The sequence below is a fragment of the Nonomuraea sp. B12E4 genome (assembly GCF_039871825.1).
GTDB lineage: Bacteria > Actinomycetota > Actinomycetes > Streptosporangiales > Streptosporangiaceae > Nonomuraea.
The window spans coordinates 25,423-50,086 of sequence record NZ_JBDPME010000044.1 but is presented as its reverse complement, the minus strand read 5'-3'; the positions used below and the strand labels follow the sequence as shown (position 1 = coordinate 50,086).

General features: G+C 65.6%; 26 protein-coding genes and 1 pseudogene. 18 read left to right on the top strand and 9 right to left on the bottom strand.

What is annotated here, in order from left to right; genetic code table 11:
* Nucleotides 1-561 (bottom strand): hypothetical protein (locus ABGB18_RS46100; RefSeq protein ID WP_347702047.1); only part of this gene is annotated, 561 nt, incomplete at its 3' end.
* A gap of 160 nt (nucleotides 562-721) precedes the next feature.
* The gene (locus tag ABGB18_RS46095; RefSeq protein ID WP_347702046.1) at nucleotides 722-1,714 is read right to left on the bottom strand and encodes a DUF4192 domain-containing protein; all 993 of its coding nucleotides are present in this window, start codon (nucleotides 1,712-1,714) and stop codon (nucleotides 722-724) included.
* A gap of 69 nt (nucleotides 1,715-1,783) precedes the next feature.
* On the opposite strand from ABGB18_RS46095, the gene ABGB18_RS46090 reads away from it, so the two are divergent.
* The 6 genes from ABGB18_RS46090 to ABGB18_RS46065 all read left to right on the top strand — a co-directional run bounded on the left by ABGB18_RS46090 (nucleotide 1,784) and on the right by ABGB18_RS46065 (nucleotide 6,292).
* Nucleotides 1,784-2,326: a winged helix-turn-helix domain-containing protein gene (locus ABGB18_RS46090; RefSeq protein ID WP_347702045.1), complete on the top strand. Its 543-nt coding sequence runs from the start codon at nucleotides 1,784-1,786 to the stop codon at nucleotides 2,324-2,326.
* Nucleotides 2,251-2,865 carry a transposase gene (locus ABGB18_RS46085; RefSeq protein WP_347701976.1) on the top strand — a complete coding sequence of 205 codons (615 nt, stop codon included), beginning with the start codon at nucleotides 2,251-2,253 and terminating at the stop codon, nucleotides 2,863-2,865. Before ABGB18_RS46090 ends, ABGB18_RS46085 begins: the two co-directional genes overlap by 76 nt.
* A gap of 70 nt (nucleotides 2,866-2,935) precedes the next feature.
* A complete protein-coding gene (locus tag ABGB18_RS46080) occupies nucleotides 2,936-3,250 on the top strand; it encodes a NucA/NucB deoxyribonuclease domain-containing protein (protein ID WP_347702044.1) in 315 nt (104 codons plus the stop codon).
* 75 nt (nucleotides 3,251-3,325) lie between these two features.
* Nucleotides 3,326-3,946: a hypothetical protein gene (locus ABGB18_RS46075; RefSeq protein ID WP_347702043.1), complete on the top strand. Its 621-nt coding sequence runs from the start codon at nucleotides 3,326-3,328 to the stop codon at nucleotides 3,944-3,946.
* A 795-nt stretch (nucleotides 3,947-4,741) separates the two neighbouring features.
* Nucleotides 4,742-5,119, top strand: a complete 378-nt coding sequence (locus ABGB18_RS46070; RefSeq protein WP_347702042.1) for a hypothetical protein — start codon at nucleotides 4,742-4,744, stop codon at nucleotides 5,117-5,119.
* Nucleotides 5,120-5,149: 30 nt separating this feature from the next.
* On the top strand, nucleotides 5,150-6,292 hold the full coding sequence (locus tag ABGB18_RS46065) for a hypothetical protein (RefSeq protein WP_347702041.1): 1,143 nt from the start codon (nucleotides 5,150-5,152) through the stop codon (nucleotides 6,290-6,292).
* A 270-nt stretch (nucleotides 6,293-6,562) separates the two neighbouring features.
* Here the strand turns inward: ABGB18_RS46065 and ABGB18_RS46060 are convergent, their stop codons facing one another.
* On the bottom strand, nucleotides 6,563-7,207 hold the full coding sequence (locus tag ABGB18_RS46060; RefSeq protein ID WP_347702040.1) for a transposase: 645 nt from the start codon (nucleotides 7,205-7,207) through the stop codon (nucleotides 6,563-6,565).
* A gap of 621 nt (nucleotides 7,208-7,828) precedes the next feature.
* On the opposite strand from ABGB18_RS46060, the gene ABGB18_RS46055 reads away from it, so the two are divergent.
* Both ABGB18_RS46055 and ABGB18_RS46050 read left to right on the top strand, forming a co-directional pair.
* The gene (locus ABGB18_RS46055) at nucleotides 7,829-8,182 is read left to right on the top strand and encodes a helix-turn-helix transcriptional regulator (RefSeq protein WP_347702039.1); all 354 of its coding nucleotides are present in this window, start codon (nucleotides 7,829-7,831) and stop codon (nucleotides 8,180-8,182) included.
* A 74-nt stretch (nucleotides 8,183-8,256) separates the two neighbouring features.
* The gene (locus ABGB18_RS46050; RefSeq protein ID WP_347702038.1) at nucleotides 8,257-9,078 is read left to right on the top strand and encodes a hypothetical protein; all 822 of its coding nucleotides are present in this window, start codon (nucleotides 8,257-8,259) and stop codon (nucleotides 9,076-9,078) included.
* Between the two features lie 77 nt (nucleotides 9,079-9,155).
* On the opposite strand, the gene ABGB18_RS46045 is transcribed toward ABGB18_RS46050, so the two are convergent.
* Nucleotides 9,156-9,656 (bottom strand): hypothetical protein, encoded by a 501-nt coding sequence (locus ABGB18_RS46045; protein WP_347702037.1) that lies wholly within the window; start codon nucleotides 9,654-9,656, stop codon nucleotides 9,156-9,158.
* Nucleotides 9,657-9,888: 232 nt separating this feature from the next.
* Between ABGB18_RS46045 and ABGB18_RS46040 the strand changes: the two genes are divergently transcribed.
* Entirely contained in the window at nucleotides 9,889-10,236 is a 348-nt protein-coding gene (locus ABGB18_RS46040) for a hypothetical protein (RefSeq protein WP_347702036.1), read from the top strand.
* A 118-nt stretch (nucleotides 10,237-10,354) separates the two neighbouring features.
* Nucleotides 10,355-10,759: a hypothetical protein gene (locus ABGB18_RS46035; RefSeq protein ID WP_347702035.1), complete on the top strand. Its 405-nt coding sequence runs from the start codon at nucleotides 10,355-10,357 to the stop codon at nucleotides 10,757-10,759.
* 166 nt (nucleotides 10,760-10,925) lie between these two features.
* On the opposite strand, the gene ABGB18_RS46030 is transcribed toward ABGB18_RS46035, so the two are convergent.
* Complete coding sequence (locus ABGB18_RS46030) at nucleotides 10,926-11,717, bottom strand: isocitrate lyase/phosphoenolpyruvate mutase family protein (protein ID WP_347702034.1); 792 nt, start codon at nucleotides 11,715-11,717, stop codon at nucleotides 10,926-10,928.
* Between the two features lie 206 nt (nucleotides 11,718-11,923).
* Here ABGB18_RS46030 and ABGB18_RS46025 point away from each other — a divergent pair.
* Nucleotides 11,924-13,034 (top strand): annotated as a pseudogene (locus ABGB18_RS46025) (IS256 family transposase); the annotation flags it as partial.
* A gap of 247 nt (nucleotides 13,035-13,281) precedes the next feature.
* On the opposite strand, the gene ABGB18_RS46020 reads toward ABGB18_RS46025, so the two are convergent.
* Complete coding sequence (locus ABGB18_RS46020; protein ID WP_347702033.1) at nucleotides 13,282-13,752, bottom strand: hypothetical protein; 471 nt, start codon at nucleotides 13,750-13,752, stop codon at nucleotides 13,282-13,284.
* A complete protein-coding gene (locus ABGB18_RS46015) occupies nucleotides 13,749-14,183 on the bottom strand; it encodes a MarR family transcriptional regulator (protein ID WP_347702032.1) in 435 nt (144 codons plus the stop codon). The genes ABGB18_RS46020 and ABGB18_RS46015 overlap by 4 nt, the downstream gene beginning before the upstream one ends.
* 124 nt (nucleotides 14,184-14,307) lie before the next feature.
* On the opposite strand from ABGB18_RS46015, the gene ABGB18_RS46010 reads away from it, so the two are divergent.
* The gene (locus ABGB18_RS46010; RefSeq protein ID WP_347702031.1) at nucleotides 14,308-14,619 is read left to right on the top strand and encodes a hypothetical protein; all 312 of its coding nucleotides are present in this window, start codon (nucleotides 14,308-14,310) and stop codon (nucleotides 14,617-14,619) included.
* 387 nt (nucleotides 14,620-15,006) lie between these two features.
* On the opposite strand, the gene ABGB18_RS46005 is transcribed toward ABGB18_RS46010, so the two are convergent.
* Entirely contained in the window at nucleotides 15,007-15,957 is a 951-nt protein-coding gene (locus ABGB18_RS46005) for an alpha/beta hydrolase (RefSeq protein ID WP_347702030.1), read from the bottom strand.
* A gap of 368 nt (nucleotides 15,958-16,325) precedes the next feature.
* Here ABGB18_RS46005 and ABGB18_RS46000 point away from each other — a divergent pair, with 368 nt between their 5' ends.
* The 4 genes from ABGB18_RS46000 (at nucleotide 16,326) to ABGB18_RS45985 (ending at nucleotide 21,136) form a co-directional block, all read left to right on the top strand.
* Nucleotides 16,326-17,906 (top strand): GMC family oxidoreductase N-terminal domain-containing protein, encoded by a 1,581-nt coding sequence (locus ABGB18_RS46000; protein WP_347702029.1) that lies wholly within the window; start codon nucleotides 16,326-16,328, stop codon nucleotides 17,904-17,906.
* Nucleotides 17,907-18,066: 160 nt separating this feature from the next.
* Nucleotides 18,067-18,696: a TMEM175 family protein gene (locus tag ABGB18_RS45995; protein ID WP_347702028.1), complete on the top strand. Its 630-nt coding sequence runs from the start codon at nucleotides 18,067-18,069 to the stop codon at nucleotides 18,694-18,696.
* Nucleotides 18,697-18,797: 101 nt separating this feature from the next.
* Nucleotides 18,798-19,415 (top strand): TetR/AcrR family transcriptional regulator, encoded by a 618-nt coding sequence (locus ABGB18_RS45990; RefSeq protein ID WP_347702027.1) that lies wholly within the window; start codon nucleotides 18,798-18,800, stop codon nucleotides 19,413-19,415.
* A 221-nt stretch (nucleotides 19,416-19,636) separates the two neighbouring features.
* A complete protein-coding gene (locus ABGB18_RS45985) occupies nucleotides 19,637-21,136 on the top strand; it encodes an amidohydrolase family protein (RefSeq protein ID WP_347702026.1) in 1,500 nt (499 codons plus the stop codon).
* On the opposite strand, the gene ABGB18_RS45980 is transcribed toward ABGB18_RS45985, so the two are convergent.
* Complete coding sequence (locus ABGB18_RS45980; RefSeq protein WP_347702025.1) at nucleotides 21,081-22,631, bottom strand: long-chain-fatty-acid--CoA ligase; 1,551 nt, start codon at nucleotides 22,629-22,631, stop codon at nucleotides 21,081-21,083. The genes ABGB18_RS45985 and ABGB18_RS45980 overlap by 56 nt on opposite strands.
* A 214-nt stretch (nucleotides 22,632-22,845) precedes the next feature.
* On the opposite strand from ABGB18_RS45980, the gene ABGB18_RS45975 reads away from it, so the two are divergent.
* Together ABGB18_RS45975 and ABGB18_RS45970 are read left to right on the top strand one after the other, a co-directional pair.
* The gene (locus ABGB18_RS45975; RefSeq protein WP_347702024.1) at nucleotides 22,846-23,403 is read left to right on the top strand and encodes a PadR family transcriptional regulator; all 558 of its coding nucleotides are present in this window, start codon (nucleotides 22,846-22,848) and stop codon (nucleotides 23,401-23,403) included.
* A 65-nt stretch (nucleotides 23,404-23,468) separates the two neighbouring features.
* Nucleotides 23,469-24,650, top strand: a complete 1,182-nt coding sequence (locus ABGB18_RS45970) for an acyl-CoA dehydrogenase family protein (RefSeq protein WP_347702023.1) — start codon at nucleotides 23,469-23,471, stop codon at nucleotides 24,648-24,650.
* Nucleotides 24,651-24,664: the final 14 nt, after the last annotated feature.

The window sequence follows — 24,664 nt, the reverse complement described above, 5'->3', positions numbered from 1 at the left end:
GACTGGACGCCGCACACGAGGCCCGGGTTGCGACCCGGCGAGAACTACGCCAGGATCCCCTTTAACCACTCCTGCGGCTGATGGGTATTTCCGGCCCGATCTGGTGCATTTTCTCTGACACACCTCGTCGAAAACCCCGAACGTGGAGCCAAGTCGCCATCGGATGACAGCTTCCTGGTCGGCAGCGGTGACGACATGCCCGGGCAGCAGGGACAGCAGGGTGTCCACCAGGTCGGCCCGCTTGGTGCGCTTGGCGTCTCTGGCCTGCTGCTTGAGATCACGTACGTATTTCGGCAGGAGTCGGCGGGTGATCTTCTTTGCGATGTGTTCCGGCCCGCGCGTGGTCGCCACGGTGATCGAGTGGCGCCGTAGGTCGGAGGATTCGACGGGGTAGAGCCCTGTGACCACGATCCACTCTGTCCGGTCCATCAGCTGGTGTACGGCCAGGCGTGCGCCGTCGGGTCCCATCAGGTACGGCGTCCCCCAGAGGGTCTCTGGACTGTAGCCGTGTAGATGCCTGGCAATCTCCGACACGAGATCGTTCACGTTGCAGCCGTCCATCGAGAATCCTTTCGTTTCGGCACGTCAGGGCAGCATTGGTTGATCAACGAAGAGGCTCGCCGCCGCGCCCGATTCCAAGGCGCGGCGGCGAGGTGGTTGTTCGCGGTATCGGTCGTGCGCTGCGACGTAGGCCAACTGGTTCAGCCTGCCGACCGGGCGATCACCAGCCCTCGGGAAGCAGCGGCCAGGCAGCCGAGGGGCGCTCTCGTACCTGCGCCATGATGTTGTCGGCCATCTGGCTCCAGTCACGTCCGAGCACCTCGGACGGCGACAGCCCCACCATGAGCGTCTCGACGAGCAGGAGCGCGAGCGTGTAGTGAGAATTGACCGACAGGGCCCGATCGAGAGCGACGCCCGCAAGAGGCCCGTCTCCCCGGCACATCGCGGCGAATGCCAGAAGCGTCGCGGGAGCGGCGGCGAACGCGGGCTGAACCTTGCGGACGACATCGGTCCACAAGCGCACATGCGTCTCTGCGTCGTACTCCTGCACGTATGTCATGGCCATGTCGCGTACCGGCTTGGCGGTCAGGCACAGGCCAAGCCAGGCCACCGTCTCAGCGTCGAGGTGTCCTCCAGCCTGGACATGATCCAGCGCAGCAACGACCCGCTTCACACCGTCCCCGAACCAGTCGTCGCCCTCCCTGTTCGCCTTCTTCGCTCGGGCGCAGACCTCTCGTGTGATGCTCTGGGCGTGGTCCTGATCGAAATCCTGGGGAGGGTCAAGGGTTGCGACCAAGGCCGCTCTGTCGGGAAGCGCGCGCATCCCGGCCACCACGGCGGCAGCGGCGGGCACGCTACTGGTGAGATCGACCGGCACCCCTTCCGGAGGGCAGCACCTGACATCCGTGCAGATGTAGGACCAGTAACGCCCGTCGTCAACGCGTATCGCCTCGCTGATGCCGATCCCGGCCCCGGGAAGGGCTTCCAGAGCGGCATCCATCATCGGCGTGACCTGGGAACCAGGTCCGTAGCCGATCAGCAGCGCCCGGTGGATGCCGTTACCCGCCAGCACATAGGCCAGGTGGCCCGTCCGCTCTGCGGGCTTGGCAGGGTCCTGTGCCAGGTCGAGGCGCACGATCCCTTTCACCTTCGCGTCGTCGATCCCCATCGCCACCAGGCTCTGCGAGGGTAGGAACCCGAGCAGGTACGGCACGGTACACAGCTTGAATTCGTAGAGTCATAGAGTCGTGACGGTGCGCCGTTGCTGGTGTACGACCGATGTATGCGGTACGGGCAACGAGGCGGGTACACCCCCGCAGAGCAGGAACGACGGGAACGGCTGCGGTTACAGGCAGCCGCATGGTTCGAGGACGGGCACGGCACCAGACAGATCGCTCGTGAGCTGCGAGTCCACGAGCGGACGGTGGCCAGATGGCGCAAGTCCTGGCGCGAGGGCGGCATCGAGGCGCTGCGCTCGAAAGGGCCGGTCTCACGCGAAAAGCTGACACCGGCGCAGTGGGCCCGGCTGGAGACCGAGCTGAACCGGGGCCCGCTGGCGCACGGGTTCGGCGATGACCAGCGCTGGACCCTGGGCCGGGTCAAGACGCTGATCGGCAAACTGTTCCACATCGGCTACACCATCGAGGGCGTCAGCAAGCTGCTACGACGGCACGACTGGTCGGTACAGGTTCCCTCCCGACGCGCGATGGAACGCGATGAGCAGGCCATCACCACCTGGGAGCAGGAGGTGTGGCCGGCCGTAAAACCACCGCGGCGGACCTGGGCGCCTACATCTGCTTCGAGGACGAAGCAGGTCAGGGGCTGAGGCCGCCGAAAGGACGCACATGGGCACCACGCGGCGCCCGCCCGGTGGTGACGGTACGCGGCAAGGGCAGCGGCCGGGTCAACATCGCCGGCGTGGTCTGCTACCGGCCCGGGCACCGCCCGCACCTGATGTACAAGCTACTCATCTACCACGGGCGCAAGAACGAGCCCAAGAGCTTCACCTGGAGCGACTACCGCGACCTCATCGTCGCCGTCCACCAGCAGCTCGGCACCCCACTCGTGTGGTGCTGGGACAACCTGAGCGTGCACCTGGTCGCCGAACTGGCCCGCTTCGCCGAGGCCAACGCCGACTGGTTACGCATCTACCAGCTCCCGGCCTACGCCCCCGAACTGAACCCGACGGAAGGTATCTGGTCGCTGATGCGGCGCTCCATGGCCAACTTCGTGGTCACCGACCTGACCGCACTCGTCCGGATCGTCAAGCGCATGCTCAAGAAGCTCCAGTACCGGCCCCACCTGATCGATGGCTGCCTGGCTCAGACCGGACTCATCATCGAGGAGACCACCGTGACCACATGACCGGCTCTACGAATTCAACCTGTGTAGTGACCGAAAGAATCGACAGGTCTTCTCGGGATTCGCGTTCACGGTGCAGGCGGACAACAACTATTCGTTGCAGACAAGGGCCAACTACTGCAAGTACTACACCCAGGGCGTGTACGAGCAGTACGGCTGGGATTGGGATGAAACGCAGTGCGACGAGTATCCTTTCGCCTCCACCCAGGAGGGGGCGGCCAAGGACAAGCTTAACTACTCGGTCCAGGCAGTTCGCTACCGCCACAACAACTTGCACGGTAAGGCGTTGGCGATGTTCTACGGTTACTACCGGCTGCTCAACTACGATCCGGTCAACACTCTCACCAAGACCAGCGACAGCCCATTCTGGGTTAAGATCGTCGACTGACGATTAGCAGATGAAAAAACGGGGTTGCACGGCCCGGCGCCGTGCGACCCCGTCGTCACGAGAAGAGGACGTACGGTGACACCTGATTTCAGGCAGGACCTCCCGGCGGAGAACCAGTGGGACCTCCTGGCCGAGTACGGGCAGGGACTGGAGAACGCATTTCACGCCCTCTGGGTCGAGGGTGACGATCCGGAGGAAGTGGCCGTGCTGTTCGGGGTCGACGCGGAGTCACGCGTGGAGTGCGGATTGGACACCCTGGGGACCAGCGTTTACCGCGGGTACCCGGAGGTGGGGATCTGGATCGGCCCGCACGCACCCGGTTGGACACACCTCTTCGCTTTCAACCTGTACTTGCATCCACTCGGGCTCCCCAATCTGGGAAAGCGACGGGTATTCGAAATCGACTACACAGGGGAAGTAGGTCCAGGGCTTTCGCCGCTGCACCTCTACTACGACGGTGAGATGCTCGGCGACGTCACTCCGCCGCAGGAGCCGGGTGAACCCGTGGACCTCCCCGAATACCAGCCTCTGACGGAAGGGCTGGAACTCGCCGGACACGACACGTACGACGAGGATCTGCACAGCTATTTCTGCATGATGGGCCGCATCACAGGCCGTTTCACCGACCGGGAATGGTGGACGGCGACCCGCACCTTCTACCGCGTCGATGCGAGTGATCAGGGTCTTGTCCTGTGACAAGCGCAGGCCCATCGTGAACAAGATCTCAGTGATCTGGTCCCGGAGTGCTTCGGCGTCGGCCTCGGAACCCGAGACCATCAGGCACCAGTCGTCTGCGAACCGCACGAGCTTGAAGTTCGGCAGGCCATGACGGCGGCGCTTGGCCTTCTCCACCCTGCCCGTGCTCGGCCCACCCGGAGTTGCGGCGATATCCTCGTCGAGGACCGAAAGATGCCACGACAGCAGTGTCGCCGGGGCAACCAGCCGATGAGCGCGCAGCACTGCCGGCAGCCACCAGGCCAACGCCGCCAGGACGGCTCGATCAGCCCAATCCGGCTTGGGGCGTTCGACCTGGCGTCGTAGTACTGCCACTTCGTGACGCAGCACCCCATCGCCACCACCGCCTCGCATGCCTGCACCCACGGTAGAAGCCGGTAATGCGATCCAACAGCCAGGGCAGCGAACGCCCAGCTCAGCAAGTCACTGCAAAAGAGCTACACCCTACGGGGATGTCTGGCTGTGCGATCGAAAAGAAGTATCGGGTCTGCCGGCAGACGATCGTCAAGGCCTTGGCGTCTGCCTGGCCCGACCCGCGCAACCTGTCAAGCCCGCCCGCCAGCCATGCCCGATGAGAACTTAGATCATTCCGTCGCGGGAGTTCAAAGTTGCTCTGACTTTGCGCTTTCTCTTGGGTAAAACGCTTGTTAACATCTAGTCCGACAGCTGATTGATCATTTGCGCCGGCGGGCGTTATGGCCGCGCCGTTCTTCGTCGTACATCGAAGCCTGAGGAGGCTGTTCGTACATGAGGAAAATGAAATGGCTGCTCATTGCGCCGCTGACTGCTGCGCTGGTTCTCGCGGTTGGGCAAGGGGCATCGGCGGCGCTGCTGGCGGTCTCTGCCACAACTGATTATTCAGGGGAAGGGGACTACTGGGACACCATCCCGAACAGCCCCAACGGATCGCCTACCTTCAGGGTCTACGACTACGAAGCTGACGGCTACGGCGTCCGGCTGCGCAGCCGAGATCAGTGGGGATTGACCAGCTATGTTGATCAGACCGCAGGTGCCGACACCATTAGAGACTACAACGCCTCGCCCTACGAAATAGCAATCCAAGCGTGTAACCGCGATGCGCTCTCCGGTGGCACCATACGGGTATTCAACTGCGATAGCTGGGTATACGTTTAGCCCATGATGAGGGACCGAAGGGAAGGCGACATGCCTCAAGCCTTTGAAACGCTGGGCGATGCCACCGTGAGACGCAAGCGGAGTCGCGGGAGAACTGCAGCGGCCGCGATCGCGGTAACGGCAATCGTAGCCGGAGGTGCTTTTGCGGGCTTACGCTTCTTACCTGCGTCACCGTCCGAGCCCACCGTCGGTGCGAAGGTTGCTTCCGCCCCCGTCACGAGTCCTGAGCAGCGCATCGACGACGTGTGGCCGCAGGCAGCTCATGAGATGCCAACCAAACTGCCTGACGGCGGAAAGGTCCGACCAAGAGCGTTCCTCGACGAGACCACGGTGCTCATCACCGCCGAATCCACATTCGAGAAGGCAGACAGCGTCCTAGCCTACAACCTGAAAAATGGTACAACAAGAAAGCTCAGTAATATCCCAACCCCTCAAGGGACCTCCCTCTTCGCCGACGGCTTCACCGCCGGAAACGGGCACATAGCGTGGTGGACGGCCCGCAAGAAAGATGGGAAAGAGATCGCCGACCTGTGGTCGGTCCCCGCGTCGGGAGGCGAGCCAGCCATTGTCACCTCATTCCCCCTGCCGCCACGATCCCGTGACGGGCTCATCACGGCCCTGACCGTTCTGCCTGACGGCTTCGCCTGGTCCATGGGCAGCATGGGTGTATTCAAGGTCCCCTTCGCCGGGGGAGACCCACAGGCAATAGCCGGAACCCAAGGCTTGCACATCTTCCAGTGGCCATGGGCTGGATCGCCCGGCCCGCGCGAGCACCGGAGCGCCCCGTACCAGACGGTTCTCAACGTCGAAAGCGGTGAGCGTCGTGCAGCGGTAACCCGGCAGAACTCACAACCATTGGCGTGCGGGATCACGCAGTGCATCAGCAGCTTGGCGGACACCACGGAAGCAGGCATCCAGGGACGCGATGGCCAGGAAGGGAGAAAGGTCTCGCTGCCCTTCTCGGCCGTGGGCCCGCAGGCCCTCCGTCTCGACCGCTTTCTTACTGGCGATGGTCCAGGATGGAGTGCCCTCTACGACATCAAGACCGGTACGGCGGTTGATCTGAAGGTCGATGCGTCTGGGGTCAGATACCTGCCCGGCTCGGACCCTCGCCTTCTGGTCTTGCCCCGCAACGATAAGTTTCTGATCGTGAACCTCGGGTCGATCCCGTGACTTTGCCCTGTACGGTGGCCCTTCAACATGGGGCAAAGTGGCCGTACGGGAGGCCGTAGGCACGGTATATTGACCTGCCCCCCAACCTTCCGGACTGCGGACCCTAGTAGGGTTTGTCTCGGAAGGGCAGGGTGTAGGTGGCAGGAAAGAGGAAGAGTTTCTCCCCGGAGTTCCGCGAGACAGCGGCCCGCGAAGTGGTGGAGAACTCCCGGTCGATCGCAGCCGTAGCGCGTGAGATCGGCGTGCACGATACGACATTGGGTAATTGGGTCAGGGCGTATCGGGAAAAGCGCGGCCAGCAGTTGCGCCTTTTCCTGCGCCGACAGCGCATTGGGCGGCGACGGTCGCACGGTCGGCGCACCGCCCGCCGGTCGGGGCGCGCGGCGGCGATACAGCGTCGCCCGCGCCAGCCCGGAAATCCGGCACGAAGCCTTGATACCGAGCAGCGGCTCCAACCGTTCTTGCTCTTCGGCGCGGAGATCGGCTACGAAGGGTCCGAATCCGCGCTCTCGGAGATGCTCTCCAAGAGCGCGTGCACTTTCCCACGATTTCCAACGACGCTTCGGTTCGCGCCAGCTTGTCGGCCAGCCGCGCGTTCTCCCGCTCCAATTTCGCCGCCCGCGCCGCCGCCGCTTTTTGATCGGCCTTGTCCTGTGCCGCCTCGGCCGTCGGCACCGAGCGCTCGCCCGCAAGCGCTCGCCGGGCCGCTTCATCTCGTTGCCGACGCCACCGATTAACCGTCGTGTCGTACAGGCCTTCGCGGCGGCAGATCTCGCCCTTTCCGCCGTGCTCGGCCGCCACGTACTCCGCGATGATCCGCGCTTTGTATTCGGCGCTGAACGTGCGGCGTTTGGGGCGGTCACCCCGCGGGCCTCTGCCGGCTGGCCCGTCGGCCTGCATGTCGTGCATGGTCATCGTCACTGTCTGCTCTGTATCTGTCCTCGCCCTACTGAGACCAGTCTGGGTTGTTCGTCCCCGAGTGTCTCACTTGAGCTTGGCGCAGAGGGGACCGACGTCAGCGGGCAGCACACTCACTGATTCTCATCCACGCGAGCACGCCCGAAGGGCGGATCTGGATCTAACCACGCTTCGGCCGCCCCCGACTCGCGCACGGCGGCGCCAAACTGGAAGCCGTCATTGACCTCTTCCAGGCCGGCGAACCCGTTGATGTTGTCGCCGAGGAGTTCGGTCTAGCCAGAAAGAGGTCGAAGACGTCCTCCGTGTCGCCGCCCGAACAGCCACGTAAGTTCTTCGTCGACCGGAGTCTGGGACGAGTAGCCGTTCCGGTCTTGCTTCGCGCGGCCGGCTGGGACAGCGTAACGCTCGCCGAGCACTACGGCGTGCCCGAAGACGAGAACGGCTCCGACACAGCTGGATAGAGGACAGCGCCAAACTCGACTGCCGACTGCTCGGCACGGTGTCACCACGCCCAAAGCGTGATCTCCAACCAGCTGATCAGGAAAAACACCGCACAACGTCTTCAGAAGTCTCCCAACCAGTTACACGATAGGCAGATGATCGATATATATCGACGATGTGCCAGAAAAATCTATACAAGAGCCGACGTTCCTGATCCTTACCGCCCTGGCCGCCGGCCCGCAGCACGGCTACGGCATCATCACAGACGTCCTGGAGATCTCCGGCGGGCGAGTGCGGCTGCGCGCCGGCACGCTCTACGCCGCGCTCGACCGCCTCCAGGGCGAGCAGCTGATCGAGAGCGACCGGGAAGAGGTCGTGGACGGCCGGGCCCGGCGCTACTACCGGCTCACCGCCGAGGGCGGCTCCCGGCTGGCGACCGAGGTCGAACGGCTGCGCCGCAACGCGGAAACCGCCGCCACCCGGCTACGCCGCCTCCCGTCCCTCCGGCCGTCCCTCGACGGTGCGTCGTGACCGCGCGGGAACGGCGCTACCGCCGATGGCTCGCCTGGTACCCGAAAGACCACCGGGCACGGCACGGGGAAGAGATGCTCGCCGTACTGCTGGCCTCCTCACCCCCGGAGCAAAACCGGCCGACCGGCCGCGACGCGCTCGACCTGGTGCGCGGCGGTCTGGCGATCCGGCTGCGCCGCGCGGTCTCACCTGGCTCTCGCTGGCGCTGGCGGCACGCCGTCGATCTCGCCGCCCTCCTCGCCCCCCTCGTCCTCTTCGGCGCCGGCCTGTTCCGCGCCGCCGCGCTCGCCGGCCGACTCGCCTTCGACCAAAGCTTCCAGGGACTCGTCTACGCCCTGCCGTACGCACTGATCGTGCTGCTGGCATGGTTGGGGCGGCGCCGGGCCGCGGCCGCCTGCGCATGGGCCATGGTGGCGCTGCAGACGGCGGACACGACGATCGGACTTATGCCCCTGTCCAAAGGTACCGTCGTGATGGGCGATGTACTCCTCGCCTCAGGACAGCCACTGATCGCCGTCAGCGCACTGCTGACCACCCTTCCGGCGTGCGTATGCGCGGCCATGCTCACCCTTGCACCGTCGCCCAGCCCGGGCCCGCTCGGCAGCCGCCGGCTGCTCGCCTGGACGGGCGGGGTGCTGATCGCGTGTGTCGTCGGCGCCATGATCCCCAGAGTGTTCGGGGTCGTCCTGGTGCTTGCCGCCCTGGGCACGGTGGCCGTGATGGCGCTGCGCTCCCCCGTCGGCCGGCGTGTGGCCGTCACGATGGCGCCATTCTTGATCGCGGCGGTGCTGCCGGGCGGGTTCGCCCAGATTGTGAGCCTGGGGGCGCTCGGTATGACAGCGGCCGTGGTGCTGGCCATCACAACTTGGCTGGCCAGGAGCACCAAGCCAGCCTAGCAAAAGCTCTCACAAGGGTGGCGGCTTCGCCGATAGGCCTGTGACGGCGGGCGTCAGTGACGGCCATTCTTATCGAGTCAGACCGAGTGGTGCATCCGCCGCGCTTCCCGGCCACCGTCGAGGAACCAGGCGATGATCTCAGTCGTGCTGTCGTCGACGGTGACCAGCGCCAGGGCGAGCGCCGGGCCGCGCACTCCGCCGGCGTCGACGGAACCCTGGCTCTGTACGACCCGGCCGGCGCCCTGGTCCTGGCCGCGGTCGCCGAGCTGCGCGCCCAACTGGAGGCCGCCTGGCGGCGCTGCGGGGCCACGCCGAGCCGGCCAGGCTGTCCGGGACAGCGCGCTGGCCGGCATCGCCGCCGCCAAGGCCTCCCGCCGAGCCGTCGCCGAGGCCGCCCGCTCGGCCGAGGCCCGCCGGGCCGCCGCCGCGGTGGCCGAATGGGAGCGGCTGAGCAGGCGCGCCGCACCGCCGAGCGGATGACCCGCGACGCCGACAGCGAGCGCCAGGTGCAGGCGGCCTGCCTGCAAGTGGTCGAGCACGAAGGCCGCCGCGCCGCCGAGCAAAAGGCCGCCGACCAAAGCGCGGCCGCCGCCCACACCCAGCGCGAACAGCAGCAGGACTACCAGCGCGCCGAAGCGCTGGCCACGACCAACCGCGAGCTGATCAAGGCCAACCGCGACCTCGACAAGCAGCTGGCCGCTGCCAGCGCCATCGCTCAGGCCGCCGACCAGCAGGCCGAGGCCCCCGCCAGGCCCAGACCGATGCCGAACGCGCCTGTATCACGAGCGGAAGGAGATCGAGAGCGCCTATTTGGAGATCAAGTCCACGATCCTGGGCGGGCGCGTGCTGCGTGCCCGCACTCCCGCCGGAATCCAGCAGGAGATCATCACCTACCATCTCCTGCGCACAGTGATGGCCGACGCCACCGCCACTCTCCCCGGTCTCGATCCGGACCGAGCCAGCTTCAGCATCGCCTTGCACGCCGCTCGAGACCAGGTGATCCGCGCAGCGAATATTCTCGCCGAGACCGTCGTCGACCTGGTAGGCGCCATCGGCCGACAAGTCCTGGCTCACCTCATGCCCGCCCTGTCGTATCCGCACTCGCCCCCGCGTCGACAAGCGCGCCATCTCCAAGTACCAGGCAAGAGGCATCGTTGATCGGACCAGCTACAAGGCCACCATAAACATCGACATCCTCATAACTGGTGACCTTGACAGCTCACGAGAGTGTCCGCAAGACGGAGACGAGTCCTGAGACAGGAGACCGTTCTCGCAGGTGACCGCCGTACGTACCGCCTTGCTCGGCCGCAATCCCACCGTTTTCCCGACGATCCCTGGTAAGACAGCCACCGACCAACTCACCGCGCGGTTTTCCAACGCAGTGATGGTCCACCCCCCCGTGGGTGCATCCCGGCTCAACCAGATCGAGATCTTCTTCTCCATCGTGCAGCGCCAGGTCGTCACGTCCAACGACTTCACCGGCCTTGACCAGGTCGAAGACCGGCTGATCGCCTTAGAGTGTCGCTACTACCAGACCGCCCGGTCCTTCAGATGGAAGTTCACCCCAGCCGACCTCGATGACCTGATGGCCCGGATCGAGCGGCATGAACAGACGAAGTGCCACTCCCAGCAGCCCGCCGGCTGCGGCAACCAGCCTTCCGCAGTGCCAGCAGTCGCGTGAGCCCTCGAATGACTTACGGACCGGGCTACTAAGAGGTCACGCGATAGATAGCAGGCACCGGGCGATGACGTAACACATTCTCATCGTCATAGCCACCGAGCGCCTGCCCCGACTACCCGAATCTGCTACTTCGAGGTCCCCGTCATGCAGAGCACGTGGGCCCGCTTCACGCCCTCGGCTGGGTGAGCCTCTGCAAGTCCTCGTACAGCAGGGCGTCGGCGGTCTTGTCGTACGTCCCGGATGACAAAAGCTCGGCGGTCGAGTGGGCCACGACGGCATAGGAGGCCTGGGCGATCGAGGGTCCGAGGCTGATGCGTACCGCGCCGGCCGCGGCGAATTCGGCGACGGACGGCGTGCCCGCCCAGGCCATGACGGCGATGGGCAACGGCCCGGCCGCCAGCTCGGTGATCGCCGCCAGATCGGTCAAGCCGGGGACGAACAGGCTGCTTGCCCCGGCAGCGGCGTAGGCCTCAGAGCGCTTCAGTGCCTCCTGGACGCCGTTATCGGTGTCAAGAAGGAAGACGTCTGTGCGTGCGTTGATCCATGCCGATATGCCGAGGCAGTCGGCTGCCGCGCGCACGGCGGCCAGGCGATCGGCCTGCTCGGCCGGGTCGAGCAGGCCGTCGCCCGACGCGTCCTCGATGTTCACGCCCACGGCACCGGCCTGGAGGACGGCGGTGGTGGTGGCCTCGACATCGCCGTAGCCGGCCTCGATGTCGGCGGAGACCGGCAGGGGTACCGCCGCCGCGATCCGCTCGATGACCGCGGCGGCACGCTCCGCCCCCAGATCGGCGCCGTCGGGGACGCCGAGCGACCAGGCGACGCCCGCGCTGGTGGTGGCGACAGCCTTGGCGCCGACGTCGGCGATGACGACCGCCGAGGCGACATCCCAGGCGTTGGCCAAGAGAAGAGGGTCACCCTTTTTGTGAAGAGATGCGAAGATTTCGGCCTTTGACATGGAGTTGATCCTAGGGACGTCCACCCGTTCCCGGCTGGCCGGATTCGGACCTCAACAGTCCGACGGGCGGCATGTGTCGGAGCAATGCTTGAGACCTGTGGATCGGTCGGGAGGAGGTGTACCTTCCCGATGATCAAGCGAGTTCTCAAGACATGACCGACGCGCCAACGTCGGTCGGGAAGGCACACCCGTGCTCACCGTAGTCCCTGACCCCGCCGACGGACGACCGCGACGCGTCCGCCTCCGGCCCCTCACCCGCGCTGATCGACGAGCTGGTCCGCGAAGGCGCCCGCCGGATGCTCGCCGAAGCGCTCAAAGCCGAGGTCGACGCCTATATCGCCGCCTTCGCCGAAGAGCGTGATGAGGCCGGCCGCCGCCTGGTCGTCCGTACGGCCACCACCAGCCCCGGCAGGCGCTGACCAGCGCCGGCGCGGTCGAGGTGCACGCCCCTCGCGTCAACGACAAGCGCATCGACCAGGCCACCGGCGAACGCCGGCGCTTCTCCTCGGCCATCCTGCCGCCCTGGTGCCGCAAGAGCCCGGCCATCACCGAGGTACTGCCGCTCCTCTACCTGCACGGCCTGTCCACCGGCGACTTCGTCCCGGCGCTGGGCCAGTTCCTCGGCTCCGCCAACGGCCTGTCGGCGCCGGTCATCACCAAACTCACCGAGCAGTGGAAAGCCGAGCAGCGCACCTTCGCCGGACGCGACCTGTCGAACGTCGACTACGTCTACCTGTGGGCCGACGGCATCCACGTCAACATCCGGCTGGAAGAGCACAAACTCTGCCTGCTGGTGCTGATCGGGGTGCGCGCCGACGGTCGCAAGGAACTCGTCGCGCTGGCCGACGGCTACCGCGAGTCGGCCGAGTCCTGGGCAGACCTGCTGCGTGATTGCACCCGGCGCGGCATGCGCGCCCCGGTGCTCGCGGTCGGGGACGGCGCGCTCGGCTTCTGGTCGGCCCTGGCCGAGGTGTTTCCGCAGGCCAGAGCACAGCGCTGCTGGTTTCACAAAATCGCTAACGTGCTAGGGGCGTTGCCGAAGTCGGCCCACCCGGGCACGAAGAAGGCGCTGGCCGAGATCTGGAACGCCGAGAGAGCAAGGACCAGGCGCTGGCCGCGGTCGCCGCCTTCGAGGCCGCCTACGGCGCGAAGTTCCCCAAGGTCGTCGCCAAGGTCACCGACGACGTGGAGGAGCTGCTGGCCTTCTACGACTACCCGGCCGAGCACTGGCGGCATCTGCGCACCACCAATCCGATCGAGTCGACCTTCGCCACCGTCCGGCATCGCACCAAGGTCACCAAGGGCCCCGACTCCCGCGTCGATCCCTTACAGCTTCAGTGGACTCGACAGCGTTGCCAGGCGGACGCCGTGCCAGCGCGATCGGGCTCAACAACGGCTCCAGCCAGGATCGACCACGACAAATAGCGATCCCAAAATCACGTTGTCAAACGATCCAAGTCACACCGGGTAGGCGAGAGAGGCCCGTCAGATCAGAGCGAGTGAGAGCAGACCGCACGGGTCCAGCCGGCCTTCAAACGTGGGGAACCCGTGCGTCATTGCCCGGTTACGGTCGCCGTGCCCCTTCCTCCTGGGGTTGTCGCCAGCCCGTGTCCTGCCACGGGAATGGAGCGAGGTCGGGTTCCACCCAGCTGGTCTTGGCCTGTGCGGAGGCCAGCGTCACCGGACGGTAGAAGCGGGTCAGAAGGCGCTTGTCGAGCAGGGCAGGATGGTGGCCGGCGAACTCGGTGAAATCGTCTTCGCCGTGTTCGGCCGCGTGGTGACCAACCAGTTCAACCCAGGCCCGGCTCATGGTCACGTGGTACTTCTGGGGCACCTTCGCATAGCGGGCGGTGCGCTGGATGCCGTCGCTGACCAGGCCGACCGCCGCAGACACACCAACCCGTCGCACGGCCAGCCACGTCAGATGGACATGTTCCCGGTGGCCGAACCGCTCAGCGGTCGCCATCACCTCGGCCATCAACGCATCGAAGTCGGCGGCACCGACGACGTGTTCATCGGAGGGATGCTTGGTCATGAGGGCACCTCTGTCAGGGCTTGCAGGGCAGCGCGCAAGTGGGCGATCGCGTCATCTGGGAGACCGTCGAGCGCGCGGTGCTCCAAGTCGGCGATGGCCTGCCGAATCATGGTGGCGGCCAGTTGCCCGGACGAGGTCAGTTCGATGAGTACCGCCCGGCGATCTCCAGGACGGGTGCCGCGGGTGATGTGGCCGCGTCGTTCCAGGCGGTCCAGCACGCTGGTCAGCGTGGTGGGGCGGGTGCCTACGGCCGCGCCTAGTTCAGACACAGTCCGGCCTCGGCCGTCGGCCAGGTTCGCCAGCGCGTTGATCTCGGAGGCGGTCAGGTCCAGGTCGACGAGTTCCGCAGCGAGCACTTGCAGAGTGGCATGGGTGGCTCGCTGCAAGGCGAGAAGAGCCGACCATTCAGATAGCACGGATTCAGACTTCACGATTTCGGATTATACGATTTAGTACTATCTGCCGCAAGCGAGAACTGCCGCTCCTCAGGTCGTAGGCCGGAGAGCCAGACGACCAGCTCCGTAGCACTTCCTTCCCCTTGACGCGGTGTCCGGCATGGCGCCACCGGCGCCCGCGCCTTCCCGGCTCGTCTCCCCGGAACTGCTGCGGCTGCTGGATGCCTGGTCGCCGCGCCCCGCCTACGTGCGCGACCGGCACTGGAACTTCACCGCCATCAATGACGCGGCCCGCGAGGTGTTCGGCTACGGCGACACCGATCGCAACTGCCTGGTCTCCTTCACCAACGTCAGGTATCGGGTCATGCATCACTTCTGGGCGCAGACCGCCCCAGCCGTGGTCGCGGCATTCCGCGCTGACGCCGCCCGCTACCCCGACGACGCCGAATTCGACCGGATCGCGGGGACCTGACCGACGCCAGCGAGGAGTTCGCCGAGCGGCCACCACCTCATCCTGCACAACCCCCGCCCCGCGGACCGGCCGGGAGCATCGTGCAGACCACCCCGATCACACCCGCCCAGACCGCCATCTTCAAGGCACTCGGGATCAAACCCCCAGCACGGGTATCAGCCTTCGAGCCAGCCTGAACCCCGACAACAGCTGACTCATCCCGATATCAGGGCGTGGACACACGACCTTGATCACCTTAGCGAGCGTTCTCGCAGGTCAACACCCACATTCGCGATCTCGTGTGACTACCAGCTGCGGAACCCGGGACAAAGGTCATCAAGGAATCGGGTCAAGCCATGTTGCGGTTTCCACGAGTTCGGTGGTGGACGACTGCTCGTGATGCAGCACCTACGCCCCCAGGGCTTTGCGGAGCACAGCGATCCGCTCCGTCGTCTCTCGTCTGGACACCTCGGCGCTGGCGATCACAGCTGAGCCGTGGAAGGTTCCGGGAAACAGGTGGAGTTCAACGGGAACGCCTGCGGCGATCAGCGCTGTCGCGTAGGCGATGTCCTCGTCGCGCAACGGGTCGAACTCCTTCGCCGAGATGTAGGCGGGCGGCAGGCGAGAGAGGTCGGTGGCTCTGGCCGGGGCGGCGTAGCACGGGACGTCGTCGGTACCGCTGTGACCCGCTCCCAGGTAGGCATCCCAGCTCTGGATGGCAGCCGGGCGGTCCCACAGCGGCGTGTCAACGAATGCCGTCATACTCGGCGTGCGCAAGCGGTCGTCCAACTGGGGGAAGGCCAGGTATTGGAAGGCGATCGACGGCCCGCCGCGGTCGCGGGCGAGCAGTGCCAGCCCGGCGCACAGGCCCCCTCCTGCGCTCTCTCCGTGGATCGCGATCCGCTCGGGGTCCACACCGAACTCCGCGGCGTGCGCGGAGAACCATGAGAGCGCGGCGTAGCAGTCCTCCAGGCCGGCAGGGAACGGATGCTCCGGGGCCAGCCGGTAGTCCACCGAGACAACGACCGCGCCGACGCCCCGCGCCATCGCGACGTTACCGGCGTGCGACACCTCGATGCCGCCAAGGATGAAGCGGCCGGCGTGCGCATCGAGGATCCCGACGGGGGCTGGTTGGGAGTCGGGGCGGTAGATCCGCACCGGGACGTCGGGGGCGCCGTCGGGACCGGGCACGAGGTGGTCCGTGATTGTCACCCCGGCGGTGTCAGGCGCGGGGAACTGGCTCATCATGTCCGCGAGCTGGGCGCGGGCAGCCTGGACGCTACTGGACTCGGGCTTGGGAAGCTCCACCGCCGCTGCGACCAGCTCAGGATCGTAGGCGTATTTAGTGATGACCGTCACGGAAGGCTCTCCTTGAAAAGGCTGGTGCGAAGGGCGTCGTCGCAGGTGCGCACGATCAAATGAGCGGCCGCGGTCTAGTGGCAAGGCTGCTCAACGCCGCACTCGTGCCCGCTGCAAAAGACCAGTTCAGCGACCTGTGGTGTCGAAGTGCGCATCGTCCGCGCCACTGAAATACATCGTCTCGATCTGATAGCATGCGCCATCTGATGGCAGACTACATCAGATATCGGAGCGAGCGCAAACGATCGACCCTCGCAGGGATCCGGCTCTCTGGAGATATCTGATGGCAGGTAGCATCAGATGCGACATCTGGTGACGTATGCCATCAGATGGGCCACCATCCACCTAGAGAAAGTGAGCACGCTTACATGGCCGACAAGGAGAGCTACGACTACGTCGTCATCGGAGGCGGCACAGCCGGCAGCGTCCTCGCCGCACGTCTGTCGGAGGATCCGAACACACGTGTGGTGCTTCTGGAAGCGGGAGCGAGCGAAGGCCCTGAAGGCATGTACAACGGGGATTCGGTGTCCGCCATTGGCCTATGGAATTCATCGGTCGATTGGGCCTACTCCACGACGCCCCAGGCGGGAACTGAGGGCTTCGTCCACAAATGGCCGCGCGGCAAGGTGCTGGGCGGGTCGAGCAGCATCAACGGCATGATGCACGATCGTGGGCACCGGTCGGGCTACGACGCCTGGGAGAAACAAGGCGCCACCCGCTGGAACTACACCATGATGCTGCCCTTTCTCAAGCGCAGCGAAAGCGCCCAAGGCCGCGATCCCCGAGAGCGCGGTACCGACGGGCCGATGCTCATCACGTCCGGTCCCCCTCCCGGGCCGTTGTCTCGCGCCTCATACGACGCCGCTGTCGAGGCGGGATACCCGGCTTGCGAGGACGGCAATGGCACGGAGAACGAGGGAGTGTCATGGAGCGAACGGAATGTCGTCGCGGGTCGACGGCAAAGTGCGGCCGACGCCTACCTGCGTCCGGCGCTGTCTCGTCCCAACCTCACGGTCATCACGGGTGCGCACGTCCGGCGACTGCTGCTCGCCGGAACGCGATGCCACGGCGCCGAATACGTCGTGGGCGGCGAGGTGCGTACGGTGTGCGCCGACCGTGAAGTGATCCTGAGCGCCGGTGCGATCGGGTCTCCGCAGATCCTCATGCTGTCCGGCATCGGGCCCGCCAGGCACCTTCGCGACCTGGGCATCGACGTAGTCGTGGATCTTCCCGGTGTCGGCTGGAATCTGCACGATCATCCGTTGAGCTGGGTGACGTACGCCGCCAAGCAGCCCGTCGACGCCGACCCTTCGACACAGGCGCGCGTGATCGCCCGCAGCGCCGAGAACGTCGATCCGGATCTGCTCATCAGCTTCGTCCCCGCGGCCATGGAACTGCACTGGTCGGGCGCGCGGCCCGACGGATATTCCATCTTCTTCTCGCTGGTGAGCCCGGTGAGCCGCGGTTCGCTCCGGCTGCAGAGCGCCGACCCGACCGTCCCGCCGGTTCTCAACCCGGCCTATCTCGCTGATGACTGGGATCTCGATCGCATGGTCGCCGGCATGCGACTGGCGCGTGCCATCGGCGAAAGCGACGCGCTCGCGCCATGGCGCGCGGCCGAACTCCTTCCCGGCGATCACGTCCGCGACGACGACGCGGCCCGTGATTACATCAGGCGCAGCACGACCACGTACTTCCATCCTGTGGGCACCTGCCGGATCGGCACGGCCGGGCTGGCCGTGGTCGATCCGCTGCTACGGGTGCACGGCGTCGACGGCCTGCGGGTGGCCGACGCCTCCGTCATGCCATCCATCGTGTCGGCGCCGACCAACGCGGCCGTGCTGGGGATCGCCGAACGTGCGGCGAGACTCGTAGTCGACGAGGCCACCGCCGAGTCCGTGGCCGATTTCATGTACTGGAAACAGCGAACCACTGCGCGACATCGCTGACGAAGCAGTTGATCGCATGAGCGGCTCATGAACCGCACCTGCGGATCGACGCCATCGTGGCTGAATCGGAGCCGGTATGGGGGCCGGCTCCGAGGTCGCGGCAAATCTGATAAAACCTTCCATCAGATCAAGCGTGCCCCCAGATACTAAGGATCTTGTCATGCCACCGACCGTGAACCGGCCTCCAGAGCGACTGACCTTCTTCAGCGATGCGGTTGTCGCGATCGCCTTGACCCTCCTCGTCCTGCCACTGGCCGACGCGATCCCTGAGGCCGTCGCCGCACACACGAGCTCCATCGCGGTAGTCACCGAGAACGGCTGGAAGATCTTCAGTTTCCTGATCAGCTTCGGCGTCATCGCACGCCTGTGGATCTTCCACCATCGGCTTTTCGAACGGGTCAAGGCCTACAACCACCAGTTGGTGATGGTGAACCTGTGCTGGCTCCTGACCATCGCAGTCATCCCGTTCCCGACCGAGATGATCGGCGGGTTCAACGACGATCGATTCACCGCGACGTTCTACATCGCAACGGTGCTGGCCAGCAACGTCTGCCAGCTGGCGATGATCATGATCATTCGTGCGGATCCCGACATCGCCAAACACAGTGGCGGCGTTCCGGCCCGGCAGCTGTTCGACTCGATCGTCGCCACGGGCCTCCTGGTGCTGGCTCTCGCCCTGGCGGCACTCATCCCGGGAATCGGCGCCTTTTCGCTCCTGGTACTACTCCTGGGCCATCCCGCCTCCTGGATCCTTGATCTGCGGGAGACCGACGCGGCACAGGCGCAGTGATGGTCGCCCTGGGCGCGGAGGTGCAGGTTTAATCACGCGGTTGCCGCATGCTTGCGCCTCCGCGAGCGCTTCACAGGTGCAGCCTTAGTAATGTCCTCTCGATGAGAGATTATGGTGGCAAGACTGCTGAGCAACGCCGTGCCGAAAGGCGCGCTCGGCTGCTCGATGCCGGTTTCGCGTTGTTCGGGACTCAGGGGTATGCCGCCACGTCCGTCCGTGCCCTCCTGCGCGAGGCCGGTCTTCAGGATCGGTACTTCGCGGAGAGCTTCGCAGGCATGGAAGAACTCCTCGCAGAGGTGTACGACAAGGCGCACGAAGCCGCGTTCGAAGAGATCATCGATGCGGTAGATCCCGGCGCGACACTGGTGGAACGACTCCACCAAATGGTCGAAGCCAACGCACGCAAGCTCGAGACCGATCCTCGGTACGCCCGCGTGGCCTTGATCGAGGTGCTCGGCGCGGGACCGCTCGTCGAGAAGCACCGCCAGCGTGGCTTGAGGCAGTACGCGGACGCCGTGGCGAGCGTGCTTCCCCAACCACAGCCACAGCGCGGACTTGACCGGACCGTTGTGGCGAGAGCGCTCGTCGCCGGCGTCAACGGAGTGTTCACGGACTGGCTGACCAACTCACCGAGTCTGACCCGCGAGCAGATCGTCGAACACGCCATGCTGCTGGTCAGGGGTGTACTCCGGGAGACATTCGAAGCCTCGGTGGGCTGACGTAGCTGTGGTGAGCTTCACAGCGCTGGCGCTGACAATCAGATGGCAAGCGCCATCTGATTGTCGATAACATCAGATCTTTGCTTCCGGCCGAGCGCTGCTGTCGCTTGGGGTCTCCACTGCCGGGCCATGACGATTTCGCCGTCGGCAGGCGGTCTTCCGAAGTCGCGCCGGAGTGAACCCCCTGTAATCCACCTACCTCTGATTGGCTGAAATCGACTATGAGCCACGCGCGACGGTATTACGCGCCGATCGTTCTGCCCGTTGCTGCTGACTTCTCGGTCGTGCGTGACGCGATCCTTGATGTGGACGGTAGTGGCCGCATCACTTACTGTGGCCGGGCCGCGGAGGCACCGCCCACCGAGGGGGCGATCGAGACGCGACTTTCCGGCATCCTGATGCCTGGCCTGGTGAACGCCCACGCCCACACGGCGATGACTCCGCTGAGGGGGATGGGCGGAGACCTTCCGCTGATGTCGTGGCTCCAGGACGTCATCTGGCCGGCCGAGGACCGCATGCGCCCGGGAGATGCGTACGCAGGCATGTTGCTTGGTTGTATCGAGATGCTCCGGTACGGGGTGACGACCAGTGCCGAGATGTACTTTCATAGTGAGCAGGTCGTGGCCGCCGCCCTCGATGCGGGCAGCCGCGTACTGGTGGCGCCGGTGTATTTCGACCTGCCAGGAAGAAACTGGCGATGTGCGATGGCCGCCATTGGCGAGTGGATCGATCAGGACGGTTTGAGGTTCGGACCCGCCGACCGCGTCGAACTGTGCTACGGCCCCCACTCGGCCTACACGCTCCCATTCGAAGCACTGGAGGCGACAGCGGAGGCGGCAGCAGCTCGTGGCGCTCTCGTGCACATTCACCTCGCCGAGTCCCAGTCAGAGGACCTCAAACAGCGGCTCGAGTACGGTTCAGTGCCGCGGCTACTGCGCAAGGCCGGCCTGTTGAACGGACGAGTCCTCGCAGCCCACAGCGTTCACCTGTCCGGTGCGGATGTGCAGCTGCTGGCCGAGCACGGGGTCGGCGTCAGTCACTGCCCCGGTTCCAACGCCAAGCTCGCCTCAGGAAGGGCCGACCTCGCCGCGTTCCGTGCCGCAGATGTCGCCGTAGGCCTGGGTACCGACGGGCCGGCCAGCAATGATGATCTCGACCTGTGGGAGGAGATGAGGCTTGCGGCGATGCTCACCCGCCTGTCAGCCATGGATGCCCTCGCGATGACCGCTCGGGAGATGCTCCTCATGGCCACCCGGGGTGGGGCGGCCGCACTCGGGCGGGCGGACATCGGAACCCTCGAACCCGGCAGGTGGGCGGACATGATCCACCTCAGCGTCGACGGACCACCCTTCTCGGCGGGCCTCGACATTCCGGACGAGCAGCTACTGGCTACCGCGTGCGAGCCGCCCTTGCCCACGGCGAACTCCTCCTTTGAAGCCACCCCCGCCCTGGGCCGGGTCGAAGGCGGGTGGAAGAACGTCCCGTCGTTGGCCCCGCGAATATCCGGTGAGCGTCAGCCCGCCTGGCATCGTCCAGGTCTTCCACCGGCGGAACGGGTGCTTGCGCTCCAGCCGGGAAGCGAACAAGGTCACGTTCTTCATGTGAACACTCTCGCAGCGGCCCCGGCGGAAGGGCATCGACTTCCGCCCTGCCGCAGTCCGCGGCCTAGCCGACCTGCCTGTGGCCCTCCTTCCAGTACTTCTCTCGCAGCGCCCGCTTGAGCACCTTGCCTGCGCCGGAGATCGGCAACATATCGACGAACTCCCAGCTGCGTGGCGCCTTATAGGCGGCGATGAGGCTCTTGACGTGATCGCGAATCTGTTCGCCAGTCACGGACATGCCGTTCCGCAGCATGATCACGGCGTGGACGCGTTCGCCCCACCGGTCGTCGGGTACGCCGATCACCCCGCAGGCGGCGACCGCGGGATGCTGTTCGATGGCATTCTCCACCTCGGCCGAGTAGACGTTCTCTCCGCCGGAGATGATCATGTCTTTCAGGCGATCGACGATGAAGACGTAGCCGTCCTCGTCCATGTAGCCGCCGTCTCCGGTGTGCATCCAGCCCCCGCGAAGAGCGGCACCAGTCTCACCCGGTTTGTTCCAGTACCCGAGCATCATGTTCTCGCCACGAGCAACGATCTCTCCGACGGTGCCGCGCGGCACCTCCTGGTCATCGGCGTCCACGATTCTCATCTCGCAGTGGGGAGCGGCCCGCCCCGCCGAGCGCAGCCGTGCCTGCGGCCAGTGCTCCGCATGAGTCAGCACGGCCGCTACGGGGCCGAGTTCGGTCATCCCGTACACCTGGGCGAACTCCGCCGACGGGAACGCCTTCATCGACCGGGCGAGCAACGCCTCGGAGATGGGGGATCCGCCGTAGCTGATCCCGGTGATGCTCGAAAGATCATGGGATTCGATCTGGGGATGGTCGACTAGTGCCTGAAGCATCAGGGGTACGAGCAGCAGGACGTTGACCCGGTGTTCCTGAACGGCGTTCATGACGGTCACCGGCTCGAAGGACGGGACGATGACGTGGGTACCGCCGCCCACATGCGTCGTCGTCCATGCCGCCAGGGCGGCGAGGTGGAACATCGGCGCGGCGTGCAGCAGACGGCCGCCCGGCGCCGCCAGTCGTGAGCGCATCTCCGTGCCCATGGACGAGGTCAGCATGCCGACGTGGCTGAGCATGACGCCCTTAGGAAATCCGGTCGTACCTCCCGTGTAGAAGATCCCCGCCAGCGCGCTTTCGCCCCGCCGTACATCGTCTACGGGTCGTGCGCTTTCGATGAGGTCTTCGTAGGACAGCATCCCATCAGGGGGCACGGAACCCTCACCGCAGTAGATGACCGTGGTCAGTCCTGGGCACCGATCGCGCAGTTCCGGTACGACTCCCATCAAGGCGTCGTCGACCAGCAGAACGTGGGTCTCGGATTCGTTCAGGGAGTAGGCGATCTCCGCTGGGCTCCATCGGACGTTGATCGGGTTGACGACCCCGCCCAGCCACCAGGTCGCCAGCAGGTATTCGTGATAGCGATCGGAGTTGAGCGAGGCCATGGCGCATCTGTCGCCCTCGGCCATGCCAAGAGCCAACAGGGCGCCCGCGAGGCGGGCCACCCGATCGGCACTCTCCCGGTACGTCCTGACCCGACCTTTGTAGATCGTGGCAGGCCGCTCCGGTGTTTGCTGCAACGCACGATGCAGTCCCTGAGTGAGATACATCTATGCCCCCCTGAAATGCCCTCGGTCCATCTGATGACAGAAGGTATCAGATGCCACTTGCCATCAGATGCGACCGGGCGACCCGGCATCGGCAAGCCACGCGCCTCCGCAGCGGCGAGCCCGAACGTGTCCGAATGGATATGTCTATATAGATATATTCTGTTTTGACATGTCAGTATGGACATAAGCGGTTTGGTGATGAGAGAGGAGGACCATGTCCCTGCGTTATGCCCTGCTCGGCCTGCTGGCACAGCAGGCCGCAAGCGGTTACGACCTGGCCAAGGCGTTCGAAGGGCCACTGGGACGCTATGCCTGGCAGGCAGGCCACAACCGGATCTACCCGGAGCTCGCCCGCCTCGCCGAAGAGGGCTTGATCGAGGTCGTCGCCGAAGGAGCGCGAGGACGGCGCAGCTACGCCCTGACCGCCATGGGACACGCTGAGTTCGACTCTTGGATGACGACGCCGCAGCAACGTCACGCGGTCCGCAATGAGCTGGTGCTCCGGCTCTTCCTGCTGCCGGCACTCGAAGCCAACGACGCCCGCAAGCTCCTGCGAGAGCTCGCCGGCAGCAGCGCCAGGGAAGCCGACGACATTCGCGAGATGATGGCGAGCGATCCACTGGATCCCTCACAGGGGAAAGTGCCGTTCGGCTGGCTCGCCGCCGGTTTCGGTCTGCGTAACTTCGAAATGGTGCGCGACTGGGCCCTGTGGGCCCTCGCCGAACTCGACAAGGTCGAGCACCACACCGGAGCCGACGCGACCGGGCCATGACGCGCTCGAAGCCGTCAGGACCTGTACCGATAGCGTGATGAACGATAACGAAGAGGGGGTTCGGGGTGGATTTCGACCTGCCAGAAAGCGCTCGTGTCGTGCGCGACGGCGTGGCCGCGGTCGGGTCGCGGTACGGGCTGGAGTATTGGGACCGTTGTGACGCGGAACAACGATGGCCGGAGGCTGTCTGGCGCGACCTGATCGAGGGTGGCTGGCTCGCCCTAGCCGTGCCCGAGGAGTACGGGGGAGCGGGCCACGGGCTGCTCGAGCTCGTCGTGGCCGCCGAGGCGTTCTCGGCCTCCGGCGCCGGCGTGGCCGGTGGCTTCTTCTATCTCCTGACCCCCGCCTTCGGAGCGCTCACCATCGCCCGCCACGGCACCGAGGAGCAGAAGCGCGCGCTGCTGCCAGGTCTGGCCGCGGGCGAGTTCGAGGGTTGTTTCGCGATCACCGAGGCCGACACCGGTAGCAACGCGATGAACATCCGTACTCGGGCCGTCCGGGACGGCGATGACTTCGTCGTGACGGGAAAGAAGATCTGGGTCTCTGGTGTCGAACGGACCCGGTACATGATGCTCGTCACCCGTACCACCCCGGCAACTGAGGCCACGCCGCGTACCAGCGGGTTCACGGTTCTCCTCGTCGACGTCGAGGAGGCGGTCGCCAAGGGCACGCTCACGTATGAGCCCATTCCGAAACTGGGCAACAACACGATCGCATCCAGCGCGGTCTTCCTCAACGAGGTACGCGTCCCCGCTGAGAACGTCATAGGTAAGGTCGATGAGGGCTTCGCCGTGCTGTGGGAGATCATGAACCCGGAGCGCATCATCGTGGCGGGCAGCGCCGTCGGCGCCGCGGAACTCGCCTTGAAGATCGCATCTGGCTATGCAGGCAACCGCGCGCCCTTCGGCAAGCCGATCGGCGCCTATCAGGGAATCGCGTTCCCTCTGGCCCAGATCAAGGCGCAGGTCGAGCTGGCCAGGCTGATGACGTACAAGGCGGCCTGGCTGTGGGATCAGCATCAACCCTGTGGCACGGAGGCCAACATAGCCAAACTCGCTGCCGCGGACGCGGCCTGGCAGGCCACCGACCGCACCCTCCAGACCTACGGAGGCATGGGCTACAGCCTGGAATACCCTGTCGCCCGCCTTTTCCGCGACGCCCGGCTCACCAAGAGCATCCCCGTCGCCGAGGAACTGATCCTGGCCCACATCGCCCAGCACGAACTCGGGCTGCCCAGGTCCTACTGAACCCGTACCCGAGC